Origin of the sequence: Saccharothrix luteola (genome assembly GCF_020859565.1) — a bacterium.
GTDB classification, from domain to species: domain Bacteria; phylum Actinomycetota; class Actinomycetes; order Mycobacteriales; family Pseudonocardiaceae; genus Actinosynnema; species Actinosynnema luteola.
The window spans coordinates 23,059-39,812 of sequence record NZ_JAJHUO010000029.1; the positions used below are offsets into that span (position 1 = coordinate 23,059).

Annotated in this window: 18 protein-coding genes and 1 pseudogene; 12 read left to right on the forward strand and 7 right to left on the reverse strand. The window is 72.9% G+C overall.

Annotation, left to right across the window (positions count from 1 at the left end; genetic code table 11):
* Positions 1–111 precede the first annotated feature (111 nt).
* Together LNK82_RS34705 and LNK82_RS34710 are read right to left on the reverse strand one after the other, a co-directional pair.
* A complete protein-coding gene (locus LNK82_RS34705) occupies positions 112–501 on the reverse strand; it encodes a hypothetical protein (RefSeq protein WP_230571157.1) in 390 nt (129 codons plus the stop codon).
* Between the two features lie 25 nt (positions 502–526).
* Positions 527–766, reverse strand: coding sequence for a hypothetical protein (locus LNK82_RS34710; RefSeq protein WP_230571158.1), 240 nt, complete (start codon positions 764–766; stop codon positions 527–529).
* Positions 767–803: 37 nt separating this feature from the next.
* On the opposite strand from LNK82_RS34710, the gene LNK82_RS34715 reads away from it, so the two are divergent.
* The gene (locus LNK82_RS34715; RefSeq protein WP_230571159.1) at positions 804–1,622 is read left to right on the forward strand and encodes a lysozyme; all 819 of its coding nucleotides are present in this window, start codon (positions 804–806) and stop codon (positions 1,620–1,622) included.
* A gap of 22 nt (positions 1,623–1,644) precedes the next feature.
* Positions 1,645–2,268 carry a DivIVA domain-containing protein gene (locus LNK82_RS34720; protein ID WP_230571160.1) on the forward strand — a complete coding sequence of 208 codons (624 nt, stop codon included), beginning with the start codon at positions 1,645–1,647 and terminating at the stop codon, positions 2,266–2,268.
* Between the two features lie 29 nt (positions 2,269–2,297).
* Here LNK82_RS34720 and LNK82_RS34725 read toward each other — a convergent pair whose 3' ends face one another.
* Genes LNK82_RS34725 through LNK82_RS34740 form a run of 4 tightly spaced genes read right to left on the reverse strand, consistent with a single transcriptional unit; the run spans position 2,298 to position 4,510 of the window.
* Positions 2,298–2,843 (reverse strand): hypothetical protein, encoded by a 546-nt coding sequence (locus tag LNK82_RS34725; RefSeq protein ID WP_230571161.1) that lies wholly within the window; start codon positions 2,841–2,843, stop codon positions 2,298–2,300.
* A 27-nt stretch (positions 2,844–2,870) separates the two neighbouring features.
* Positions 2,871–3,437, reverse strand: a complete 567-nt coding sequence (locus LNK82_RS34730) for a nucleotidyltransferase family protein (RefSeq protein WP_230571162.1) — start codon at positions 3,435–3,437, stop codon at positions 2,871–2,873.
* A 4-nt stretch (positions 3,438–3,441) separates the two neighbouring features.
* Positions 3,442–3,627 carry a response regulator transcription factor gene (locus tag LNK82_RS34735; protein WP_443706270.1) on the reverse strand — a complete coding sequence of 62 codons (186 nt, stop codon included), beginning with the start codon at positions 3,625–3,627 and terminating at the stop codon, positions 3,442–3,444.
* 37 nt (positions 3,628–3,664) lie between these two features.
* Entirely contained in the window at positions 3,665–4,510 is an 846-nt protein-coding gene (locus tag LNK82_RS34740) for an alpha/beta fold hydrolase (RefSeq protein WP_268997565.1), read from the reverse strand.
* Positions 4,511–4,730: 220 nt separating this feature from the next.
* On the opposite strand from LNK82_RS34740, the pseudogene LNK82_RS34745 reads away from it, so the two are divergent.
* From LNK82_RS34745 to LNK82_RS34775, 7 genes and pseudogenes are all read left to right on the forward strand, one after another.
* Positions 4,731–5,159: pseudogene (locus LNK82_RS34745) on the forward strand (SAM-dependent methyltransferase); the annotation flags it as partial.
* Between the two features lie 282 nt (positions 5,160–5,441).
* Positions 5,442–6,137, forward strand: a complete 696-nt coding sequence (gene shbA / locus LNK82_RS34750; RefSeq protein WP_372470728.1) for an RNA polymerase sigma factor ShbA — start codon at positions 5,442–5,444, stop codon at positions 6,135–6,137.
* Between the two features lie 22 nt (positions 6,138–6,159).
* The gene (locus tag LNK82_RS34755) at positions 6,160–7,266 is read left to right on the forward strand and encodes a carbohydrate kinase family protein (RefSeq protein ID WP_230571164.1); all 1,107 of its coding nucleotides are present in this window, start codon (positions 6,160–6,162) and stop codon (positions 7,264–7,266) included.
* Between the two features lie 367 nt (positions 7,267–7,633).
* Positions 7,634–9,748, forward strand: a complete 2,115-nt coding sequence (locus LNK82_RS34760) for a transglycosylase domain-containing protein (protein ID WP_230571165.1) — start codon at positions 7,634–7,636, stop codon at positions 9,746–9,748.
* A 432-nt stretch (positions 9,749–10,180) separates the two neighbouring features.
* Positions 10,181–10,981, forward strand: coding sequence for a M23 family metallopeptidase (locus tag LNK82_RS34765; RefSeq protein ID WP_230571166.1), 801 nt, complete (start codon positions 10,181–10,183; stop codon positions 10,979–10,981).
* A 280-nt stretch (positions 10,982–11,261) separates the two neighbouring features.
* A complete protein-coding gene (locus tag LNK82_RS34770; protein ID WP_230571167.1) occupies positions 11,262–12,212 on the forward strand; it encodes an LLM class F420-dependent oxidoreductase in 951 nt (316 codons plus the stop codon).
* 2 nt (positions 12,213–12,214) lie between these two features.
* Positions 12,215–12,796 (forward strand): TetR/AcrR family transcriptional regulator, encoded by a 582-nt coding sequence (locus LNK82_RS34775; RefSeq protein ID WP_230571168.1) that lies wholly within the window; start codon positions 12,215–12,217, stop codon positions 12,794–12,796.
* Positions 12,797–12,805: 9 nt separating this feature from the next.
* Here the strand turns inward: LNK82_RS34775 and LNK82_RS34780 are convergent, their stop codons facing one another.
* Positions 12,806–13,270, reverse strand: a complete 465-nt coding sequence (locus LNK82_RS34780) for a peroxiredoxin (RefSeq protein WP_230571169.1) — start codon at positions 13,268–13,270, stop codon at positions 12,806–12,808.
* Positions 13,271–13,379: 109 nt separating this feature from the next.
* Here LNK82_RS34780 and LNK82_RS34785 point away from each other — a divergent pair, with 109 nt between their 5' ends.
* The 3 genes from LNK82_RS34785 (at position 13,380) to LNK82_RS34795 (ending at position 16,744) form a co-directional block, all read left to right on the forward strand.
* Positions 13,380–14,303 (forward strand): LacI family DNA-binding transcriptional regulator, encoded by a 924-nt coding sequence (locus tag LNK82_RS34785; RefSeq protein ID WP_230571274.1) that lies wholly within the window; start codon positions 13,380–13,382, stop codon positions 14,301–14,303.
* A 121-nt stretch (positions 14,304–14,424) separates the two neighbouring features.
* Entirely contained in the window at positions 14,425–16,317 is a 1,893-nt protein-coding gene (gene malQ, locus LNK82_RS34790; protein ID WP_230571170.1) for a 4-alpha-glucanotransferase, read from the forward strand.
* Positions 16,318–16,405: 88 nt separating this feature from the next.
* The gene (locus tag LNK82_RS34795; RefSeq protein ID WP_230571171.1) at positions 16,406–16,744 is read left to right on the forward strand and encodes a hypothetical protein; all 339 of its coding nucleotides are present in this window, start codon (positions 16,406–16,408) and stop codon (positions 16,742–16,744) included.
* Positions 16,745–16,754: the final 10 nt, after the last annotated feature.

Genomic DNA, 16,754 nt, shown 5'->3' on the forward strand with positions numbered 1-16,754 from the left:
GCTCGGACGGGCGGCGGAAACACCGGTTCACCGCAACGTACGGACAATGGCGGTCCGGCGTTTAACCCGGCATTGTTCACCCGTTCGTGGACGTTTCTACTCACGGTCGCACTACGCGGCGTCGGAGTGGGCGTCGGAGCGGGTGAAGGCGGCGCTGGCGAGGTCGGCCGCGTGCCGCATCGCGGCGGCGTGCAGCGCGGTCAGCGACAACGCGTCGGCCTGCGCCCCGGGATCGCCCTCGGTGGGCTCCAGCCTCGACTCGGCGGTCACGTAGACGACGCACTCGGCGGCCACGCTCAGCCGTCGCGCGAGGAACGCCACGGCCCTCATCAGCCGTTCCGCCTCGGCTTCGGTGATCGGCACGACCCGCGGCGGGTCCTCGTCGACGTCCTCGTCGACCTGCTGCCGACTGGCCCGGCACGCGAGGCCGCGGTCCCACAGGCCGGCCGCCTCGTGCAGTGATTCGATGAACGGCTCCCAATCCACCGGGGTCGAGGTCATGGTTCTCACCTTCTGTGCGTCGCGCTCATCGGGTGAGTGCCCCCGGAAGTGGCACTTCATGCCGGCTTTCCCGGCGGCCGAGGAATTGATCGTCACCGACGCGCACCAATTGATCACGCGCCGTGCCGCGAAAGACGGCTTCTGTCATTCGTTCAGGTGGAAACAACATCTTCAGGTTGTCCTGGCACGAGTGGTGGTAGCCGTTCGAGCAGAAAGCCACGGCCGCGGTCGGCGCCGAGCCGCCGCGAGTCGCCTGGTCGAGCACGGCTCCGCCGAGGCGGGGTGACGGGGAGGGAAGTCCAATGCCGGCGCGATCCCACAAGTGGCCGTCCCGCACGACCGCGTCGGCGGTGGTGCTCCTCTGCCTCGCCGCCCTGCACGTGCCGGCGACGGGGGCCGAGCCGAGCACCGAGGGCTCCGCCGACCACGCCGCGGGCTCGCAGATCGCCGAGCACGAGGGCGCGAACCCGGTCGACGCGGACGAGCTCGTGCTCACCGGCCCGACGGTCCCCGGCATGGACGTGAGCAGCCACCAGGGCGACGTCGACTGGCCGCACTGGTGGGGCCAGGGGATGCGGTTCGCCTACGTCAAGGCCACCGAGGGCACCGGTTACGTCAACCCGAAGTACGGCCAGCAGTACGGCGGCTCGCACCAGGTGGGCATGGTCCGCGGCGCGTACCACTTCGCGCTGCCCGACAGGTCCGACGGCGCGGCGCAGGCGAACTACTTCGTCGACCACGGCGGCGGCTGGGTCGCCGACGGCAGCACGCTGCCCGGCGCCCTCGACGTCGAGTACAACCCGTACGGCGACGACAAGTGCTACGGCCTCGCGCCCGAGGCGATGGTCGGGTGGATCCGCCAGTTCAGCGAGACCTACCACTACCGCACCGGCCGCTGGCCGATGATCTACACGTCCACCACGTGGTGGGACCTGTGCACGGGCCGCCTCGGTGACTTCACCGCGACGAACCCGGTGTGGGTGGCCCGCTACGCCGAGAGCGTGGGCCCGCTGCCGCACCGCTGGTCGGCGCACGCGATCTGGCAGCACACGTCGACCCCGATCGACCAGAACCTGTTCAACGGCACCATGGACGACCTCGTGGCGCTGGCCCGGGGCTGAGTCGTCCGGAACGGCGGCAGCCATGCACATCGACAAGTCCCAGGGCACGCCCTTCCCCGTGCGGTGGCGCGGCTACGACCGGCGACAAGTGGACGAGGAGCTGATCCGCACGCGGTGGGAGCTGGCCCGCCTGCGCGAGGAGCTGGAGGTGCTGCGGACGGACCGGGACGGCGCCGTGGCCACCGCCGACGACCTGATGCGGGAGCTGGAGGACGCGCGCAGCGAGCTCGGCGAGTACCGGGTGCTGCACGCGGGTTACTCGAAGGACAACGCCGTGTCCGGCTGCATCCGCTACCTGATGCACGTGGCCAGGCAGAAGGCGGACGCCTTCGAGACCGACGCGCGGGAGCGCAGCGAGCAGATGCTCAAGCGGGCCGAGGAGGTGGCGCGGCAGCAGGCCGTGCTGCTCGACGAGACCGAGCAGGAGACGCAACGGCGGCTGGCCGAGGCCGAGCAGCGGGCCCGCGAGATCGTGCGGCAGGCGACCTCGGAGGCAAGCGCCCTGCTCGCCGGCCACGTGGACGGGCCGGACCGCTGGACCGCGGACACCGAGCCGTCGCTGGACGTGCCGCTGCCGCGCATCATCTCCGGACCGCTGCCCGTCGTGCAGCCGGACGCCGAGGAGCAACGCCCGACGTCGGCCTGAGGGGGTCGGCACGACACGGCGCCCGAGGATCAGTACGACACCTTGGCGCAGGACCCGTCGCGGGTGGCGCCGTCGACGTCGATCACGACCTGGCCCGGCCGGACGTGCCCCGTCACGCACGCCCGGTCGCCCACGTGCAGGGTGTAGGCGACGCCGGGTGGTGTGGCGCCGTCGGCGGACGGCGGGAACGGCTGCACGTACACGTCGTTGGCCGGGTAGCCCACGCCGGTGACCGCATCGCGCGCCGCCGTCAGCCCGAACTCGCCTGCGCCGCACAGCAGCTCCAACGCGGGCCGCACCCGCCCGGCCGCTTCGAGCGCGGCCGCGTGATCGCGGGCCGACAGCGGCAGGCGCAGCTTCCCCAGCCGGTCCTCCTCCGCCGGGTCGAGCGGTAGTTCGCGGATCTCGACGTGCGAGGACGTCGGTCCGACCGGCTCGCCCACGTCCGTCACCGCGTACGTGGTCGCGCAGCCGGCGGTCGGCCCCGGCGCCGCCTGCTCAGCCGGTGCCGGCGTCCCGCACCCGGCCGCCGCGCACACCGCCGCCGCGCCCACGACCACACGGAGAAGCCCCATGAGGCCGACCTTGGCACAACGCGCGCCTCACCGGGGCAGGTCCCGCGGATGATCCACGTCGTCGCCGTCCGCCACGTCGCCGCACGGTACGTCCAGCGCACCGTGCGCCCGCAGGTAGTCCCGCGCGCCCGCGTCACCGACCGCCGAGGCGGCCACCCCAGCCCAGTGCTCCGAGCCGATCAGCACGGGGTGGCCGGGCGCGCCGTCGTACGAGGCACGCGCCAGCGCCGTCGGTGACGCCAGCGCCCGCAGGCGCTCGACCGCCGCCGCCGTGACGCCCGGCGTGTCCACCGGCAGCACGACCACCGCGTCCGCGACCGCACCGGTCAGCGCGGCCAGCCCGGCGCGCAGCGACGAGCCCATGCCGGTGGCCCAGTCGGGGTTGTCCACCACGACGCAGCCGTCCAGCGCCGCCCGCGCGCGCACCGACGACGCCGAGGCGCCGAGCACCACGACGACCGGCGCGCACCCGGCGTCCCGCAGCACCGCGGCGGCCCGGTCGACCCACAGCACGCCGCCGTCCGACACCAGCGCCTTGGGCCCGCCGAACCGCCGCCCGGCGCCCGCGGCGAGCAGCAACCCCGCGACCGGCATGCGGTCACACTAGGGCCTCGTGCCCCCTCAACTCCGCCCGGCTGGCCACCGCCAGCTTGCGGTAGACCCTGGTCAGGTGCTGTTCCACCGTGCTCACGGTGATGTGCAACCGCAGCGCGATCGCCCGGTTGCTGTGGCCCAGCGCGGCGAGGGTGGCGACCCTGCGCTCCGAGTAGGTCAACTCCGTCATACGCGAGAACACGTGCGGCACCGCGGCAGCGGTTCAATCAGGACGAGAGATGCTCCAAAAGGAGTGCCGTCAACGCCTCCGGCGCCTCCTCCGGCACCCAGTGCGACACGTCCTCCAGCATCTCGAACCGGTACGGGCCGGTGACCCAGTCGCCGGTGCTCAACGCCGCCGTCGACCCGAACGCCACGTCCTCCGTGCTCCAGACGTACATCGTGGGCACGGACACCTTCCCGGCCTTGCCGCCCGGACGCCCGGCGCGGTACCAGTTCAGCGCGGCCGTCAGCGCGCCCGGCTCGGACAGCCGCCGCACGTACTCGGCCACCCGGCTCGGCGGCACCCGCCACTCGAACATCTGCCGCAGCGCCGCGCCGTCGTCGGCCAGCATCCGCCGCTCGGTGTCGCTGGTGCGCCAGTCCGTCATGTACCCGGACCGCAGGTGCTGGTCCTCGTCCGTGCGCAGGGCCTCGGCGAACGCGCCGGGGTGCGGCGTGGACACCACCGCCAGCCTCCGCAGCCGTTCGGGGTGCTCGGCCGCGGTCCACCACGCCACCGCGCCGCCCCAGTCGTGGCCGACCAGGTCGAACACCGACCAGCCGAACGAGTCCGCCACCGCCAGCACGTCGCCGACCAGCGCGTCGACGCCGTACTCGGTCGCGCGCTCCGGTCGCACGCCGGGGGAGTAGCCGCGCTGGTCGAACGCCACCGCGCGGAAACCCCCGCGGCCGAGCACCGCCACCTGGTGCTCCCACTCGACGGCGGCCTCCGGGAAGCCGTGCAGCAGCAACACCGGCCGGCCGTCCTCGGGGCCCGCCGCGATCGCGTCGAAGTCGCCTTCGTCGGTCCGCACGCTCAGCTGTTCGATCACGGTGATCTTCAGTCCCATCCCTCGACCGGTCCACGTGTTCCGGCGCGCATTCTCGCGCGCCGCGGCACGCCGAAGTCGCGGCGGGCCGCCGGTTCGGCACCGACTTGCCCGCGCCACCGGCGGTGCCACCACGAAAGGGCGCCGGTCACGCGTGAGCCGACGCCGACCACCCGTCCGACGGCCGCTGACGATCCACGGCGTTGTGGGCACCGCGCGCCGGCAGTCCCAGGAGTGGCCGATGCCCGGAACCAGCCGTCGTCCCCTCGACCTGCCCCGACCCGGCCAGGGCGGGTGGCCCGGCCTGTGGAGCCCACCGCGGTCCGTCGTGCGGGCCCGGATCGCCGAGTCCCTGTTCCGCCGCGCCGTGCGCGCGTTGCCGGTGCGCGTGGTCCTGCCCGGCGGGCACGTGCTCGGCGCGGGCGGTCCCGGCGCGCCCGACATGCGCGTGCACCGGCCCGAGGCGTTCTTCCGCCGGCTCGGCGTGGACGTCAAGATCGGGTTCGGCGAGGCGTACGTGGTCGGCGACTGGACGTCCACCGCGCTCGCCGACCTGCTGACCGCGTTCGCGGCGAAGCCGACCACCCTGGTCCCGCCGGTGTTGCAGCCGCTGCGCCGCTGGGTCGAACGCCGCCACCCCGCCTCCGACGGCAACGACGTGGTCAACGCGACGACACGTCCCGGCGGATGTGGGAGTTCTACCTGGCCTACTCCGAAGCGGGCTTCCGGGTGGGCTACCCGGGTGTCCGCCAGTTCGCCGCGGTGAAGTAGCGGGGCCCTGTCACTGGGCCGAACGGCTCGTCCGCCGTAACGGTCGGGTGCTGTGCCGACCACGCTGCGTCGGATCGTGGTCGGCTTTGGTTTATCCCGTATCAGGAGCGCCGCTGCGTGCTCCTCATCAGTGAGCCGGGATCGCCGGAGGTCTGACTAAGGGTGAGGAGGTCGCCGGATGGTGCAGCACACGTCCGTGCGAGCCGACGTCGAGGTGGGGGTCGGCGCGGTCCGCTACGCCGCTGACGTGCCCGGTCGTCCCGAGGTCAGGCTGGTCGTCGGCGAGGGGCAGCGACAGGTGACCGCCCAGTGGCTGGCGGAGGCCGAGCTGTCCGACCTGGTCGACGAGGCGCTGCTCGGGGAGCCGCGCGCGATCGGCCAGCTCCTGGCGCGCATCCAGCCGCTGGTGCTGCGCTACTGCCGCGCCAGGGTCGGGTCGAGGGAGCGCACGCTCGTCTCGGCCGAGGACATCGCCCAGGAGGTCTGCCTGGCCGTGGTGTCGGCGCTGGGCACGTACCGCTACGAGCCGGGCTCGTTCCTGGCCTTCGTGTACGGGATCGCCGCGCACAAGGTGGCCGACGCGCGAAGACGTGCGGTGCGCAGCCGGGCCGAGGTCGTGCCCGAGCTGCCGGACACGCCGACCCTGGAGGCAGGCCCCGAGCAGCGGGCGATGACCGGCGAGCTGATCGGCCACGTCGCGCAGCTGCTGCAGAAGCTGCCGGAACGGCAGCGCGAGATCCTGGTGCTCAGGGTCGCCGTGGGGCTGTCGGCGGAGGAGACGGCGGCGGCCGTCGGCTCGACGGCGGGCGCGGTGCGCGTCGCGCAGCACCGTGCGCTGGCCCGAATGCGCGAGATGTTCGCGGCTGTCGACGGCTGACCCGGCCTGGCATCGTTGGGTCATGGCCGCCACGCCTCCGCTCGTGCCACCGCTCGTGCCGCCGTCGGACTCGTCGGCTTCGTCGCCCGCGCCGGGGAGGGGTTCCGCGCCGGCGTTCGACGTGCTGCTGTCCGGGACGGTGTTCCTGGACATCATCTTCACCGGCCTGCCCCGGCCGCCCGCGCCGGGGACCGAGGTCTGGGCCGAGGGGCTCGGCTCGTGCCCCGGCGGCATCGCCAACCTCGCCGTGGCGCTGAGCAGGCTGCAGCTGCGGACCGCGCTGTCCGCCGCGTTCGGCGAGGACGCTTACGGCGACTTCTGCTGGGAGGTGCTGGCCGAGCAGGAGGGCGTCGACCTCACCTACTGCCGCCGGTACTACGGCTGGCACTCGCCGGTGACCGTCTCCATGGCGATGGACCGCGACCGGTCGATGGTGACGCACGGGCACCGGCCGCCGGTGTCGGCCGACGAGATCCTGAACCCGCCGCCGCGGACGCGGGCGTGCTTCGTGCACGTGGGGGCGGAGGACGAGCGGTGGGTGGCGCAGTCGAAGGAGCAGGGGGCGCTGCTGTTCGCCGACATCGGGTGGGACCGGACCGAGCTGTGGGCGCCCGAGCTGCTGCGGCGGCTGGAGCAGTACGACGTGTTCCTGCCCAACGACGCCGAGGCCCAGCGGTACACGCGGTGCGACACGCCTGAGCGCGCTGCGATGGCGCTGGCCGAGCACGTGCCCGTGGTGGTGGTGACGCGGGGCGGCGGCGGTGCGGTGGCGGTCGACTCGGCCACCGGGGAGGTGGTGGACGTGCCGGGGCTGAACGTCGCGCCGCTGGACTCCACCGGCGCGGGCGACGTGTTCGGCGCCGGGTTCGTGCTCGGGACGCTGTCCGGCTGGCCGCTGGCGGACCGGGTGCGGTTCGCGAACCTGTGCGCCGCGCTGTCGGTGCAGCACTTCGGCGGGTCGCTGTCGGCGCCGGGGTGGGTGGACATCGCCACGTGGTGGCGGACGGTGTCGCGGCGGCCGGACGAGGAGCTCAAGGGGTACGGGTTCCTGGAGGACGTGCTGCCGAACCACACGGGGGTCGAGGTCCGGCGGGCCAGCGCGACGATCCGCCTGCGCGCCTCCGACTGATCACCCGGCCTGAGCGCGCCTCCGCCGACACGCCGGCACGCTCGCCGAGACCACCCGATCGTGATCTTGCCGGCGGCGAACACCTGTTCGATCATGGACTTGTCGCCGCGCCGATCGGACCCCGTTGCCGAGGAGGGTGGCCGTGCCGCCGGGCGGGCGTGAGGCTGATCACCTCCCCGTGCCTGTCGGGCTCCGCCGTCCGGCCCAGTGGGGTTTGACCACGGTCTCCGGTGGGCAGGAGTAACTTCGACAACCGTCGTCGAAGATCGCGCCGAAACTTCTGCTCCTCGCGGAGCAACCCGTGGTGCTCTTCGTGCGACTTAGTCAGTGGGGGTTCCCGCGGGGTTGTGGAAGGGGTTGCTGGTCGGTGTTCGCCGCGCGCGCGACAGGTCTGGTCAAGTTGGTGGGGTTGTGCCTGATGGCGGGCGTGCTCGTCGCGGCGGTGCTGTTCCCGGTGGTCGGGGGTCTGGGCCTCGCGTCCAACCGGGCCGCGGACACGGTGGACCAGACCTCGGGTGAGTTGACCAAGGCCGAGCTGCCCCTGGTGACGACCGTGCTGGACATGCACGGCCAGCCGATCGCCTACCTCTACGACCAGTACCGCGTGCCGGTGCCGTCCGAGGGCATCGCGGACACGATGAAGGCCGCGATCATCGCGATCGAGGACAAGCGGTTCTTCGAGCACAAGGGCGTCGACTGGCAGGGCATCGCCCGCGCCGCCGCCAAGGCGGGCGTCGACGGCGAGACCACCCAGGGCGCCTCGACCCTCACCCAGCAGTACGTGAAGAACTACCTCGCCTTCGTGGTCGGCAAGGGCTCCGAGGAGGCCTACGAGAAGGCGACCGAGGTGACGTTGGGCCGCAAGATCAGCGAGGCCCGGATCGCCACCCAGCTCGAGCAGAAGATGAGCAAGGACGAGATCCTCACCGCCTACCTCAACGTCGTCCCGTTCGGCAACGGCGCGTTCGGCGTCGGCGCGGCGGCCCGCACCTACTTCGACACCACCCCGGACAAGCTGACCGTGCCGCAGGCCGCGATGCTCGCCGGCCTGGTCAACGAGCCGAGCAGGCTCAACCCGGGCTCCGACGTGGACGCCGCGATCAAGCGCCGCAACACCGTGATCGACCGGATGCGCGACAACGGCGCGTTCGGCCCCGACGCGAAGGTCGCCGAGGAGAAGGCCGCCGAGTACAAGGCCGCCGACATCGGCGTCGTGCCCGACCTGAAGCTGCTGCCCAACGGCTGCGTCGGCGCGGGCGACGGCCCGGTCTACGGCTTCTTCTGCCGCTACCTGATCGACTACCTGGAGAAGGCGGGCCTCCCGACCGAGGAGCTGCTGCGCGGCGGGTACACGATCACCACCACGATGGACCCGGTCGCCACCCGCGCGGCCAAGGACGCCGCCATGGCGCAGGTGCCCAAGACCCAGCCGGGCATCGCCAACGCGATGGCCGTGGTGGAGCCGGGCGCGGACAAGCACCGGGTGCGCGCGCTGGCCGCCAACCGCGACTTCGGCAACAACGCCGACGCCGGGCAGAGCGCCTACTCCATCCCCGCCGAGGTGACCAAGTTCGGCGCGGGCTCGATCTACAAGGTGTTCACCGCCGCCTCGGCGCTGGAGCGCGGCGTCACGGGCATCGACAAGCAGATCGAGGTGCCGAAGACCTACACGTCGAAGGTCTACAAGAACGGCAGCAAGCCCTACACGGTCAAGAACGCGGGCGACTACCCGGAGAAGATGACCTTGACCCAGGCGTTGGCCCAGTCGCCGAACACCGCGTTCATCATCCTGGAGGAGAAGGCCGGGCTGAATAACGTGGTCGACATGGCCTACCGGCTGGGGCTGCGCGAGTCGATGCAGGGCGTCGACTGGCGCGGCGACCCGCTCAAGGCCGACGGCTCCAACGGCCCGTCGCAGGGCGACGTCTACAAGCGGGACAACAGCGGTTCGTTCACCCTCGGCGCGGGCCCGACCAGCGTGCTGGAGCTGTCGAACGTCGCGGCGACGATCGTGAGCGGTGGCAAGTGGTGCCCGCCGACGCCGGTGGAGAAGGTCGTCGACCGCAACGGCCGGCCCGTGCAGCTGAAGGAAGCGCCGTGCGACCAGGCCGTCGCGCCCGAGGTGGCCAACGCGCTGGCCGCCGGCATGAGCGCGGACACCAAGTCCGGCGGCACGGCGGCGGGCGCGGCGTCCGGCTGGAACCGGCCGATGATCGGCAAGACCGGCACCACCGAGAACCACTGGTCCGTGGCGTTCATCGGCGCCACTCCGCAGTTCGCCGGGGCGGTCATGACGTTCACCGATGGGGTGGCGCCGCAGGTGATCTGCAACGGCACCCCGCCGAGGCTGTGCGGGACGAACGACGCCGGCGGCGTTTACGGTGGTCAGGTGGCTGCGCCGACGTGGTTCAACGCCATGCGGGTGATCCACGAGGGCAAGCCGCCGGCCGACCTGCCGCCGGTCGACCCGCGCTACCGGTAGTCGACCTTCGTCACGGGTTACGTCACGCCTAAAGTCGCCTCTGACCTGGGCTTTTATAACGGCCTGATACGGAACTTACGGTTACTCGAACACGTAGTGTGACGATCAGTGGGGTGTGTCACCAAAAAGCACTAGTCGTAGTGCTGAGGCTTGCCCTTTCTTGTTACATCGGGTTACGGTCCCGGCCGCATGTCACGGTTCGGTCACCATAGGGACACGGCGTCGCTCCCCGAAAGCGCCGCCAGCCTGGATCCCCCGCCAGGTGTCCCTGTGACCGGGCCGTGCTCCCCGATGCAGGAAGGCACTACCTTGGCACGGCACACGAAAGCGGACGGTCGACGCGCGTTCCTCGCGCCCCTTACCCCGTCCCGCAACCGCTCCCATCGCGCCGAGTGCGATCGGAAGCCCGTCAGTGGCCGGGTCGCGGCCGCAGTGGTCGCGGCAGGCGCCCTCGCCACCGGCGTGGGCGCCGCCGGCGGCGGCTTCGACGGCGGCGACACCCGGTTCCTCCCGGTCGGCGCCAGCTCGGACCTGGCGGCGGCGCTCGTCCACACCTCGGCCCCCCGACAGGCCGACGTCCGCACGGTGCACGCCGTCGACCCCGCGTTCGAGGCGGCGAAGCTGATGCGCTCCGAAGGGCTCCTCGTCCGGCAGCACGTCGACCAGGCCATCCGCCACGCGTCCGAGGGCTTCACCGCCCGGCAGGCCGAGCAGAAGCGGCAGCAGGACGCCGCCGCGGCCGAGAAGGCCCGCGTCGACGCCGAGAACGCCCGGATCGCCGAGGAGCAGGCCCGGGCCGCCGAGCAGAAGGCGGCCGAGGAGGCTGCCGCCGCCGCGGCGAGGCGTCCGACGGTGGCCAAGCCCGCCGAGGGCTCGTTCACGTCCGGCTTCGGCGCCCGCTGGGGCACGACGCACTACGGCGTGGACATCGCGAACGACATCGGCACCCCGATCCTGTCCGCGATGGACGGCGTCGTGGTCGAGGCGGGCCCGGCGTCCGGCTTCGGCCTGTGGGTGCGCGTGCAGCACAACGACGGCACGATCACCATCTACGGCCACGTCAACGAGACCCTCGTGTCGGCCGGTCAGCAGGTCCACGCGGGCCAGCAGATCGCCACGATGGGCAACCGCGGCCAGTCCACCGGCCCCCACCTGCACTTCGAGGTGTGGATCAACGGCTCGCAGAAGATCGACCCGGTCGGCTGGCTGGGCGAGCGCGGCATCTCCCTCTGAGACCTCGCGCACCGCGGCGAGCGCGCTGAAGCTGTAAGCAGCGCAAACCCAGCGCCTGGGCCCACGCACGACGGGCTGGTCGGCGCGTACCACGTTCTGCCCCGCCGGGCTCACTCCGGCGGGGCAGAACGGCGTACAGAGGCGGTCTGCGCACTGACCGGTTACCCGGCCCCCGGGGTGGGTGACACGTGTGCTGCGTCACCCGGCCGTGCGCCCACGGCATACCGACTGGTCGGTACCTGAGGTACGGTGGCGGCCGGACACCTTCAGGGAGGCGATCGTGGGTCGTTGGGGAATCACCCTGCCGCTGACGGGCGTGCCGGTGCTCGACCACCGCGCGCTGGTGGCCGAGCTCGCCGACCTCGGCTACACCGACGTGTGGTCGGCCGAGACCGCGGGCACGGACGCCTTCACGCCGCTGGCGCTCGCCGCGCAGTGGTCCGACCGCGTCCGGCTCGGCACCGCCATCGCGCCCGTCTACACGCGCGGGCCGGCGACGCTGGCCATGACCGCCGCGACGCTGGCCGAGGTGTCCGGCGGGCGGTTCGTGCTGGGCATCGGGGCGTCCTCGCCCGCGATCGTCGAGCGGTGGAACGGCGTGCCGTTCACCGAGCCGTTCAAGCGGACCCGGGACACGCTGCGGTTCCTCAAGGCCGCGTTGACGGGCGAGAAGGTGTCCGAGGAGTACGAGACGTTCACCGTGCGCGGCTTCAAGCTGGAGCGCGCGCCCGAGCACCCGGTGCCGATCATGCTGGCCGCGCTGCGCCCCGGGATGCTGCGGCTGGCCGGGCGCGAGGCCGACGGCGCGATCACCAACTGGCTCGCCGCCGCCGACGTGCCCAAGGTGCGTGCCGAGATGACCGGGGGCGAGCTGGCCGCCCGGATCTTCGTGTGCCCGACCGAGGACGCCGGCGCCGCCCGCGCGCTGGGCCGCATGCTGATCAGCACCTACCTGACCGTCCCCGTGTACGCGGCGTTCCACGACTGGCTCGGCCGCGGCGAGGCGCTGCGCCCGATGCACGAGGCGTGGGCCTCCGGCGACCGGCGTGGCGCCGCCGCGCTCATCCCGGACGAGGTGGTGGACGCGCTGATCGTGCACGGCAGCGTGGACGAGTGCCGTGCGCGCGTGGCCGAGTACGCGTCCAACGGCGTCGACACGCCCGTGATCGCCCTGCTGCCCACCGGCGCGGACCAGCTCGACCTGGTGCGCGCGCTGGCGCCGGGGGCCTGACCGTGGCGCGGCGGACCGGGGCGACGCCCGAGCGGATCGTGGGCGCGGCCGTGCGGTTGTTCGCCGCGAAGGGGTTCGACGCGACGACGGTGCAGGAGGTCGTCGACGCCGCCTCGGTCACCAAGGGCGCGCTCTACCACTACTTCGGCTCCAAGGACGACCTGCTGTTCGAGATCTACCGCTCCTTGATCGGGCGGCAGATGGCCGACCTCGACGGGATCGTGGCGGCCGGGCTGGACGCGGCCACCACGGTGCGGCGGATCGTGGTCAGCCTGGTCGAGACGACCGCGGCGAGCGTGGACGAGACCGCGGTGTTCGTGCGCGAGATGCACCGGCTCGACGCGGACCGGATGGCCGCGTTCCGGTCCGAGCGGCGGCGCTACCACGAGACGTTCCGGTCGGTGGTCGAGCAGGCGCAGCGGGACGGCGGGTTCAGCTCGGCCGTGCCCGCCGACACCGTGGTCCTGATCGCGCTGGGCGTGGTCAACCAGCTGCCGACCTGGTACCGGCCGGACGGGCCCAAGTCGCCGACCCGGCTCGGCACCGAGATCGCCGACTTCGTGCTCGCCGGGCTGCGGCCGTGACGGCGGCGGTCAGCTCGCGCGGTTGGCCCGTTCGCGCAGCGCGGTGAGCGCCTTGTCGGCGTGCGCGTTCATGGCGAACTCGGATTTGATGACTTCGATCACGGTGCGGTCGGTGTCGATGACGAACGTGTGCCGCTTCACGGGCAGCGGGCCGAAGCGGCGCTTCACTCCGAACGCCGCGGCCACCGCGCCGTCGCCGTCGGACAGCAGCGGGTAGTCGAAGTCGTTCAAGGTCGCGAACTGGTTCTGCCGCTGCACCGAGTCCGGGCTGATGCCCACCCTCTGCGCCCCCACCTCGGCGAACTCGGTCGCCAGGTCGCGGAAGTGGCAGCTCTCCGCGGTGCACCCGGCGGTCATCGCGGCGGGGTAGAAGAACAGCACCACCGGCCCGTCGGCGAGCAGCTCGGACAGCGCGCGCGGCGTGCCGTCCTGGTCGGGCAGGGTGAAGTCGGGTGCCTGGTCGCCGGCCTTCATGGCAGTCCTTCCGCAGGGTGTCGATCACGTCTCGCAGGGTGCTCGCGACGAGGCAACCGTACGGTTCTCGCTAATCTCGTACCAGGCCGGGAGGTGTGAGTTGACGAGCATGTCCGACGTGGCGCGGGCCGCCGGGGTGTCCGCGGCGACGGTGTCGCGCGCGCTGCGCGGCGAGCCCGGCGTGTCCGACGCGACCCGCCGGTACGTCACCGAGGTCGCCAAGCGGATGCGGTACGCGATCGCCCGGGACGCCTCCAGCCTCGCGGGCGGGCGCCGGTACGCCGTCGCGGTGCTCACCGCCGACGTCGGCCGCGGCGACCTGCTCGCCGGCGCGGAGGGCGCGTTGCGGCAGGCCGGGTACGACGTGCTGCTCTACGTGCTGCGCGACGCCGACGCGCGCCGGCGGTTCTTCGAGGAGCTGCCGCTGGCCCGCCGGGTCGACGGCGTGCTGGCGCTGGCGGTCAACCTCACCGACGCCGAGGACGCCGCGCTGGCGGGCCTGGACGTGCCGGTGGTCGCGGTGTGGGACGGCGACCTGCGCGAGGCGCTGCGGCTGGCCGTCGGCCACCTCACCGCGTCGGGTCACCGGGACGTCGCGCTGGTCCTGGCCGGCGACATCGACGAGTCCTACGACGAGGTGCTGGTCGAGCGGGGCCTGCCGCTCCGTCCGGAGTGGACGTTGTGGTCGTCCTCGACGGTGGCGGGCGGCGAGCAGGTGGTGGACGCGCTGCTGGACGGCGAGCGCCTGCCGTCCGCGGTGATCAGCACGAGCGGCGAGGTGGCGCTTGGCGTGTTCCTGCGGCTGCGCCGCGACGGGCGCGACGTGCCCGGCGACGTGTCGATCGTCAGCCTGGAGGGCACGGACCTGGCGCGCGCGGTGGGCATCACGGCGGTGGAGGGCGCGTGGCGCGAGCGCGGCGAGCACGCCGTCGAGGTGCTGCTGGCCCGGTTGCGCGGCGAGTCGGACGAGACCGAGCCGCCGTCGGTGCAGCTCGTGGTGCGCGAGTCGACCGGTCCGGCACGCGAAGTGTGAGCATCGAGGTTTGGACATCACTCGCCTGGGTTATTAACCACGCGAAACTTCCTGCAACCTTCGGGTGACCACCTGTCACCGGTCTGGATTCGAACCGACGGGGAAGGCGAAGCTGTCCGACGTGGACGACGAGCTCGCGGCACTGGCCGAGGCCCACGGCGTGGCCACCCACTACGAGGACGCCACCCAACGCCGAGCGGACGTCGACCCCGACGTGGTCGTCGCGGTGCTCGCGCAGCTGGACGTGGACGCCTCCACACCGGAGGCGGTGCGACGCGCGCTCGCCGCGCCGAAACCACCGCCGCGCACCGTCGTCCTGCGCGAGGGCGACGTCCTGGACGAGAGCGGCACGGTCGAGCTGGAGGACGGCGGCCGGGTCGAGCTGCCCGCCGCGCTGCCCCTGGGCTACCACCGGCTCGGTGCGCGGACCGTGATCGTCGCGCCGCGCGCGCTCCCGCCCGTCCCCCGGTCGTGGGGTTGGATGCTCCAGCTCTACGCGATGCGCTCGGCCGAGTCGTGGGGCATGGGCGACTACGCCGACCTCGCGACCCTGGCCCGGCGCAGCGCGGCCGAGCTCGGGGCGGGCGTGCTGCTGGTCAACCCGGTGCAGGCGATCAGCCCCACCCTGCCGGTGGAGCGCTCGCCGTACTCGCCGTCGAGCCGCCGCTTCGCCAACCCGCTCTACCTGCGGATCTCCGACCTCCCGGCCTACCGGGCCGCCGACGACGCGACCCGCGCGGAGATCGACGCGCTGCGCCCGCCCAACGACACCGAGCTGATCGACTACGACGCGGTGTGGACGGCCAAGGCCAAGGCGCTCGAACTGCTCTGGCGGCACGAGGAGCACCGCGCGCCCGAGGGCGACCTGCTGGACTTCGCCCGGTTCTGCGCGCTGGCCGAGGCGCACGGCCCGGACTGGCGCGAGTGGCCGCCGGCGCAGCGCGACCCGGCCACGGCCACCGCCGACCCGGAACGGGTGGCGTTCCACGCGTGGCTGCAGGAGTTGTGCGAGCAGCAGCTGGCCGCCGCGCGCCGGGCCGCGCGCGACGCGGGCATGCCCGTCGGCGTCGTGCACGACCTGCCGGTCGGCGTGCACCCCGGCGGCGCGGACACGTGGGCGGTGAGGGACGCGTTCGCCGCGGACGTCACGGTCGGCGCGCCGCCGGACGCGTTCAGCCGCCTCGGCCAGGACTGGGGCCTGCCGCCCTGGCGGCCCGACCGGCTCGCCGAGCAGGGCTACGAACCGTTCCGGGCCGTGGTGCGCAGCGTGCTGCGGCACGCGGACGGCATCCGCATCGACCACGTCGCCGGCCTGTGGCGGCTGTGGTGGATCCCGCCGGGCGAGGCGCCCGGGCGCGGCACGTACGTCCACTACGACCCGGACGCGATGCTGGCCGTGCTGACGCTGGAGGCGCACCGGGCCGGCGCCGTGGTCGTGGGCGAGGACCTGGGCACGGTGGAGCCGAAGGTCACCGAGGCGTTGCACGAGCACGGGATGCTCAGCTCGGCCGTGCTGTGGTTCCAGCGCGAGTACGACCTGCCGGACCACCCGCTCATCCCGCCGGAGAAGTGGACCGCGTCGGCGATGGCGAGCATCTCCACCCACGACCTGCCGACCGTGGCCGGGTTCCTGGCCGCCGAACACGTTCGGGTGCGAGCCGACCTGGGGCAGTTTGACGGGCCGGTGGACCGGGAATATCAGGCAGCCGAGCGAGAGCGCGCCGAGTTGCTCGAACTCCTCAAGCAGGAAGGTGTGCCTGCCGATGACTTGGTTACCGCGTTCCACGCTCTGCTCGCGAAGGTCCGTTCCGTGCTCGTGCTGACATCGCCGCAGGACGCGCTGGGCGAGACGCGCCAGCCGAACCTGCCAGGCACCACCGACCAGTACCCGAACTGGCGCATCCCCCTGCCCGTGGCGCTCGCCGACCTGTTCGACGACCCCGGCGTGCGGCGGGTCGCGGGCGCGCTGGCGGGCTCCCGCCCGGCCGCGGCGGGCGGGGCCGGTGCGCGATGAAGCGGAACATGCACGTCACAGCGCGCGGCCCGGCCGCGGAGTATCGTCAGCCAGTCACCCGCGCCATGGTTGGAGGTGGCAGTCACCCGTGAACACCGACTTGATGTCCCGCACCGGGCTGGTGCCGGAGCAGATGGTTCCCCAGAGCAACCCGGTCGGCCCCTTGGAGACGGCTGTCGAGAAGGTCCTGGTGGACGTCCGGCCGTCGAACCTGGCCGATCCGCTCGCCGGGATCGGGCACGCCGAGGAGTCCCTGAGGGACGCCCTGCGGCGCACCGACGCGGGCTCCGACGTCGCGCTGACCCAGGCGGTGGCCTGCGCGGAAGCCGCCTGCGAGCACCTGCGCTACGGCGAGCTGCAGGAAGCGAGGCTGCTCCTCGTCGCGGCACGCGGCCAGCTCGTCAGGTCGCACGCCGGCCGGACCTGACCTAGAACGA

Bases quoted from the DNA above. Each gene is read 5' to 3' on its own strand.
- LNK82_RS34720 (WP_230571160.1), top strand. From the start codon at position 1,645: ATGCACATCGACAAGTCCCAGGGCACGCCCTTCCCCGTGCGGTGGCGC.
- LNK82_RS34735 (WP_443706270.1), bottom strand. From the start codon at position 3,627: ATGACGGAGTTGACCTACTCGGAGCGCAGGGTCGCCACCCTCGCCGCG.
- LNK82_RS34705 (WP_230571157.1), bottom strand. From the start codon at position 501: ATGACCTCGACCCCGGTGGATTGGGAGCCGTTCATCGAATCACTGCAC.
- LNK82_RS34755 (WP_230571164.1), top strand. From the start codon at position 6,160: ATGGCCGCCACGCCTCCGCTCGTGCCACCGCTCGTGCCGCCGTCGGAC.
- LNK82_RS34725 (WP_230571161.1), bottom strand. From the start codon at position 2,843: ATGGGGCTTCTCCGTGTGGTCGTGGGCGCGGCGGCGGTGTGCGCGGCG.
- LNK82_RS34785 (WP_230571274.1), top strand. From the start codon at position 13,380: ATGTCCGACGTGGCGCGGGCCGCCGGGGTGTCCGCGGCGACGGTGTCG.
- LNK82_RS34740 (WP_268997565.1), bottom strand. From the start codon at position 4,510: ATGGGACTGAAGATCACCGTGATCGAACAGCTGAGCGTGCGGACCGAC.
- LNK82_RS34715 (WP_230571159.1), top strand. From the start codon at position 804: ATGCCGGCGCGATCCCACAAGTGGCCGTCCCGCACGACCGCGTCGGCG.
- LNK82_RS34730 (WP_230571162.1), bottom strand. From the start codon at position 3,437: ATGCCGGTCGCGGGGTTGCTGCTCGCCGCGGGCGCCGGGCGGCGGTTC.
- LNK82_RS34780 (WP_230571169.1), bottom strand. From the start codon at position 13,270: ATGAAGGCCGGCGACCAGGCACCCGACTTCACCCTGCCCGACCAGGAC.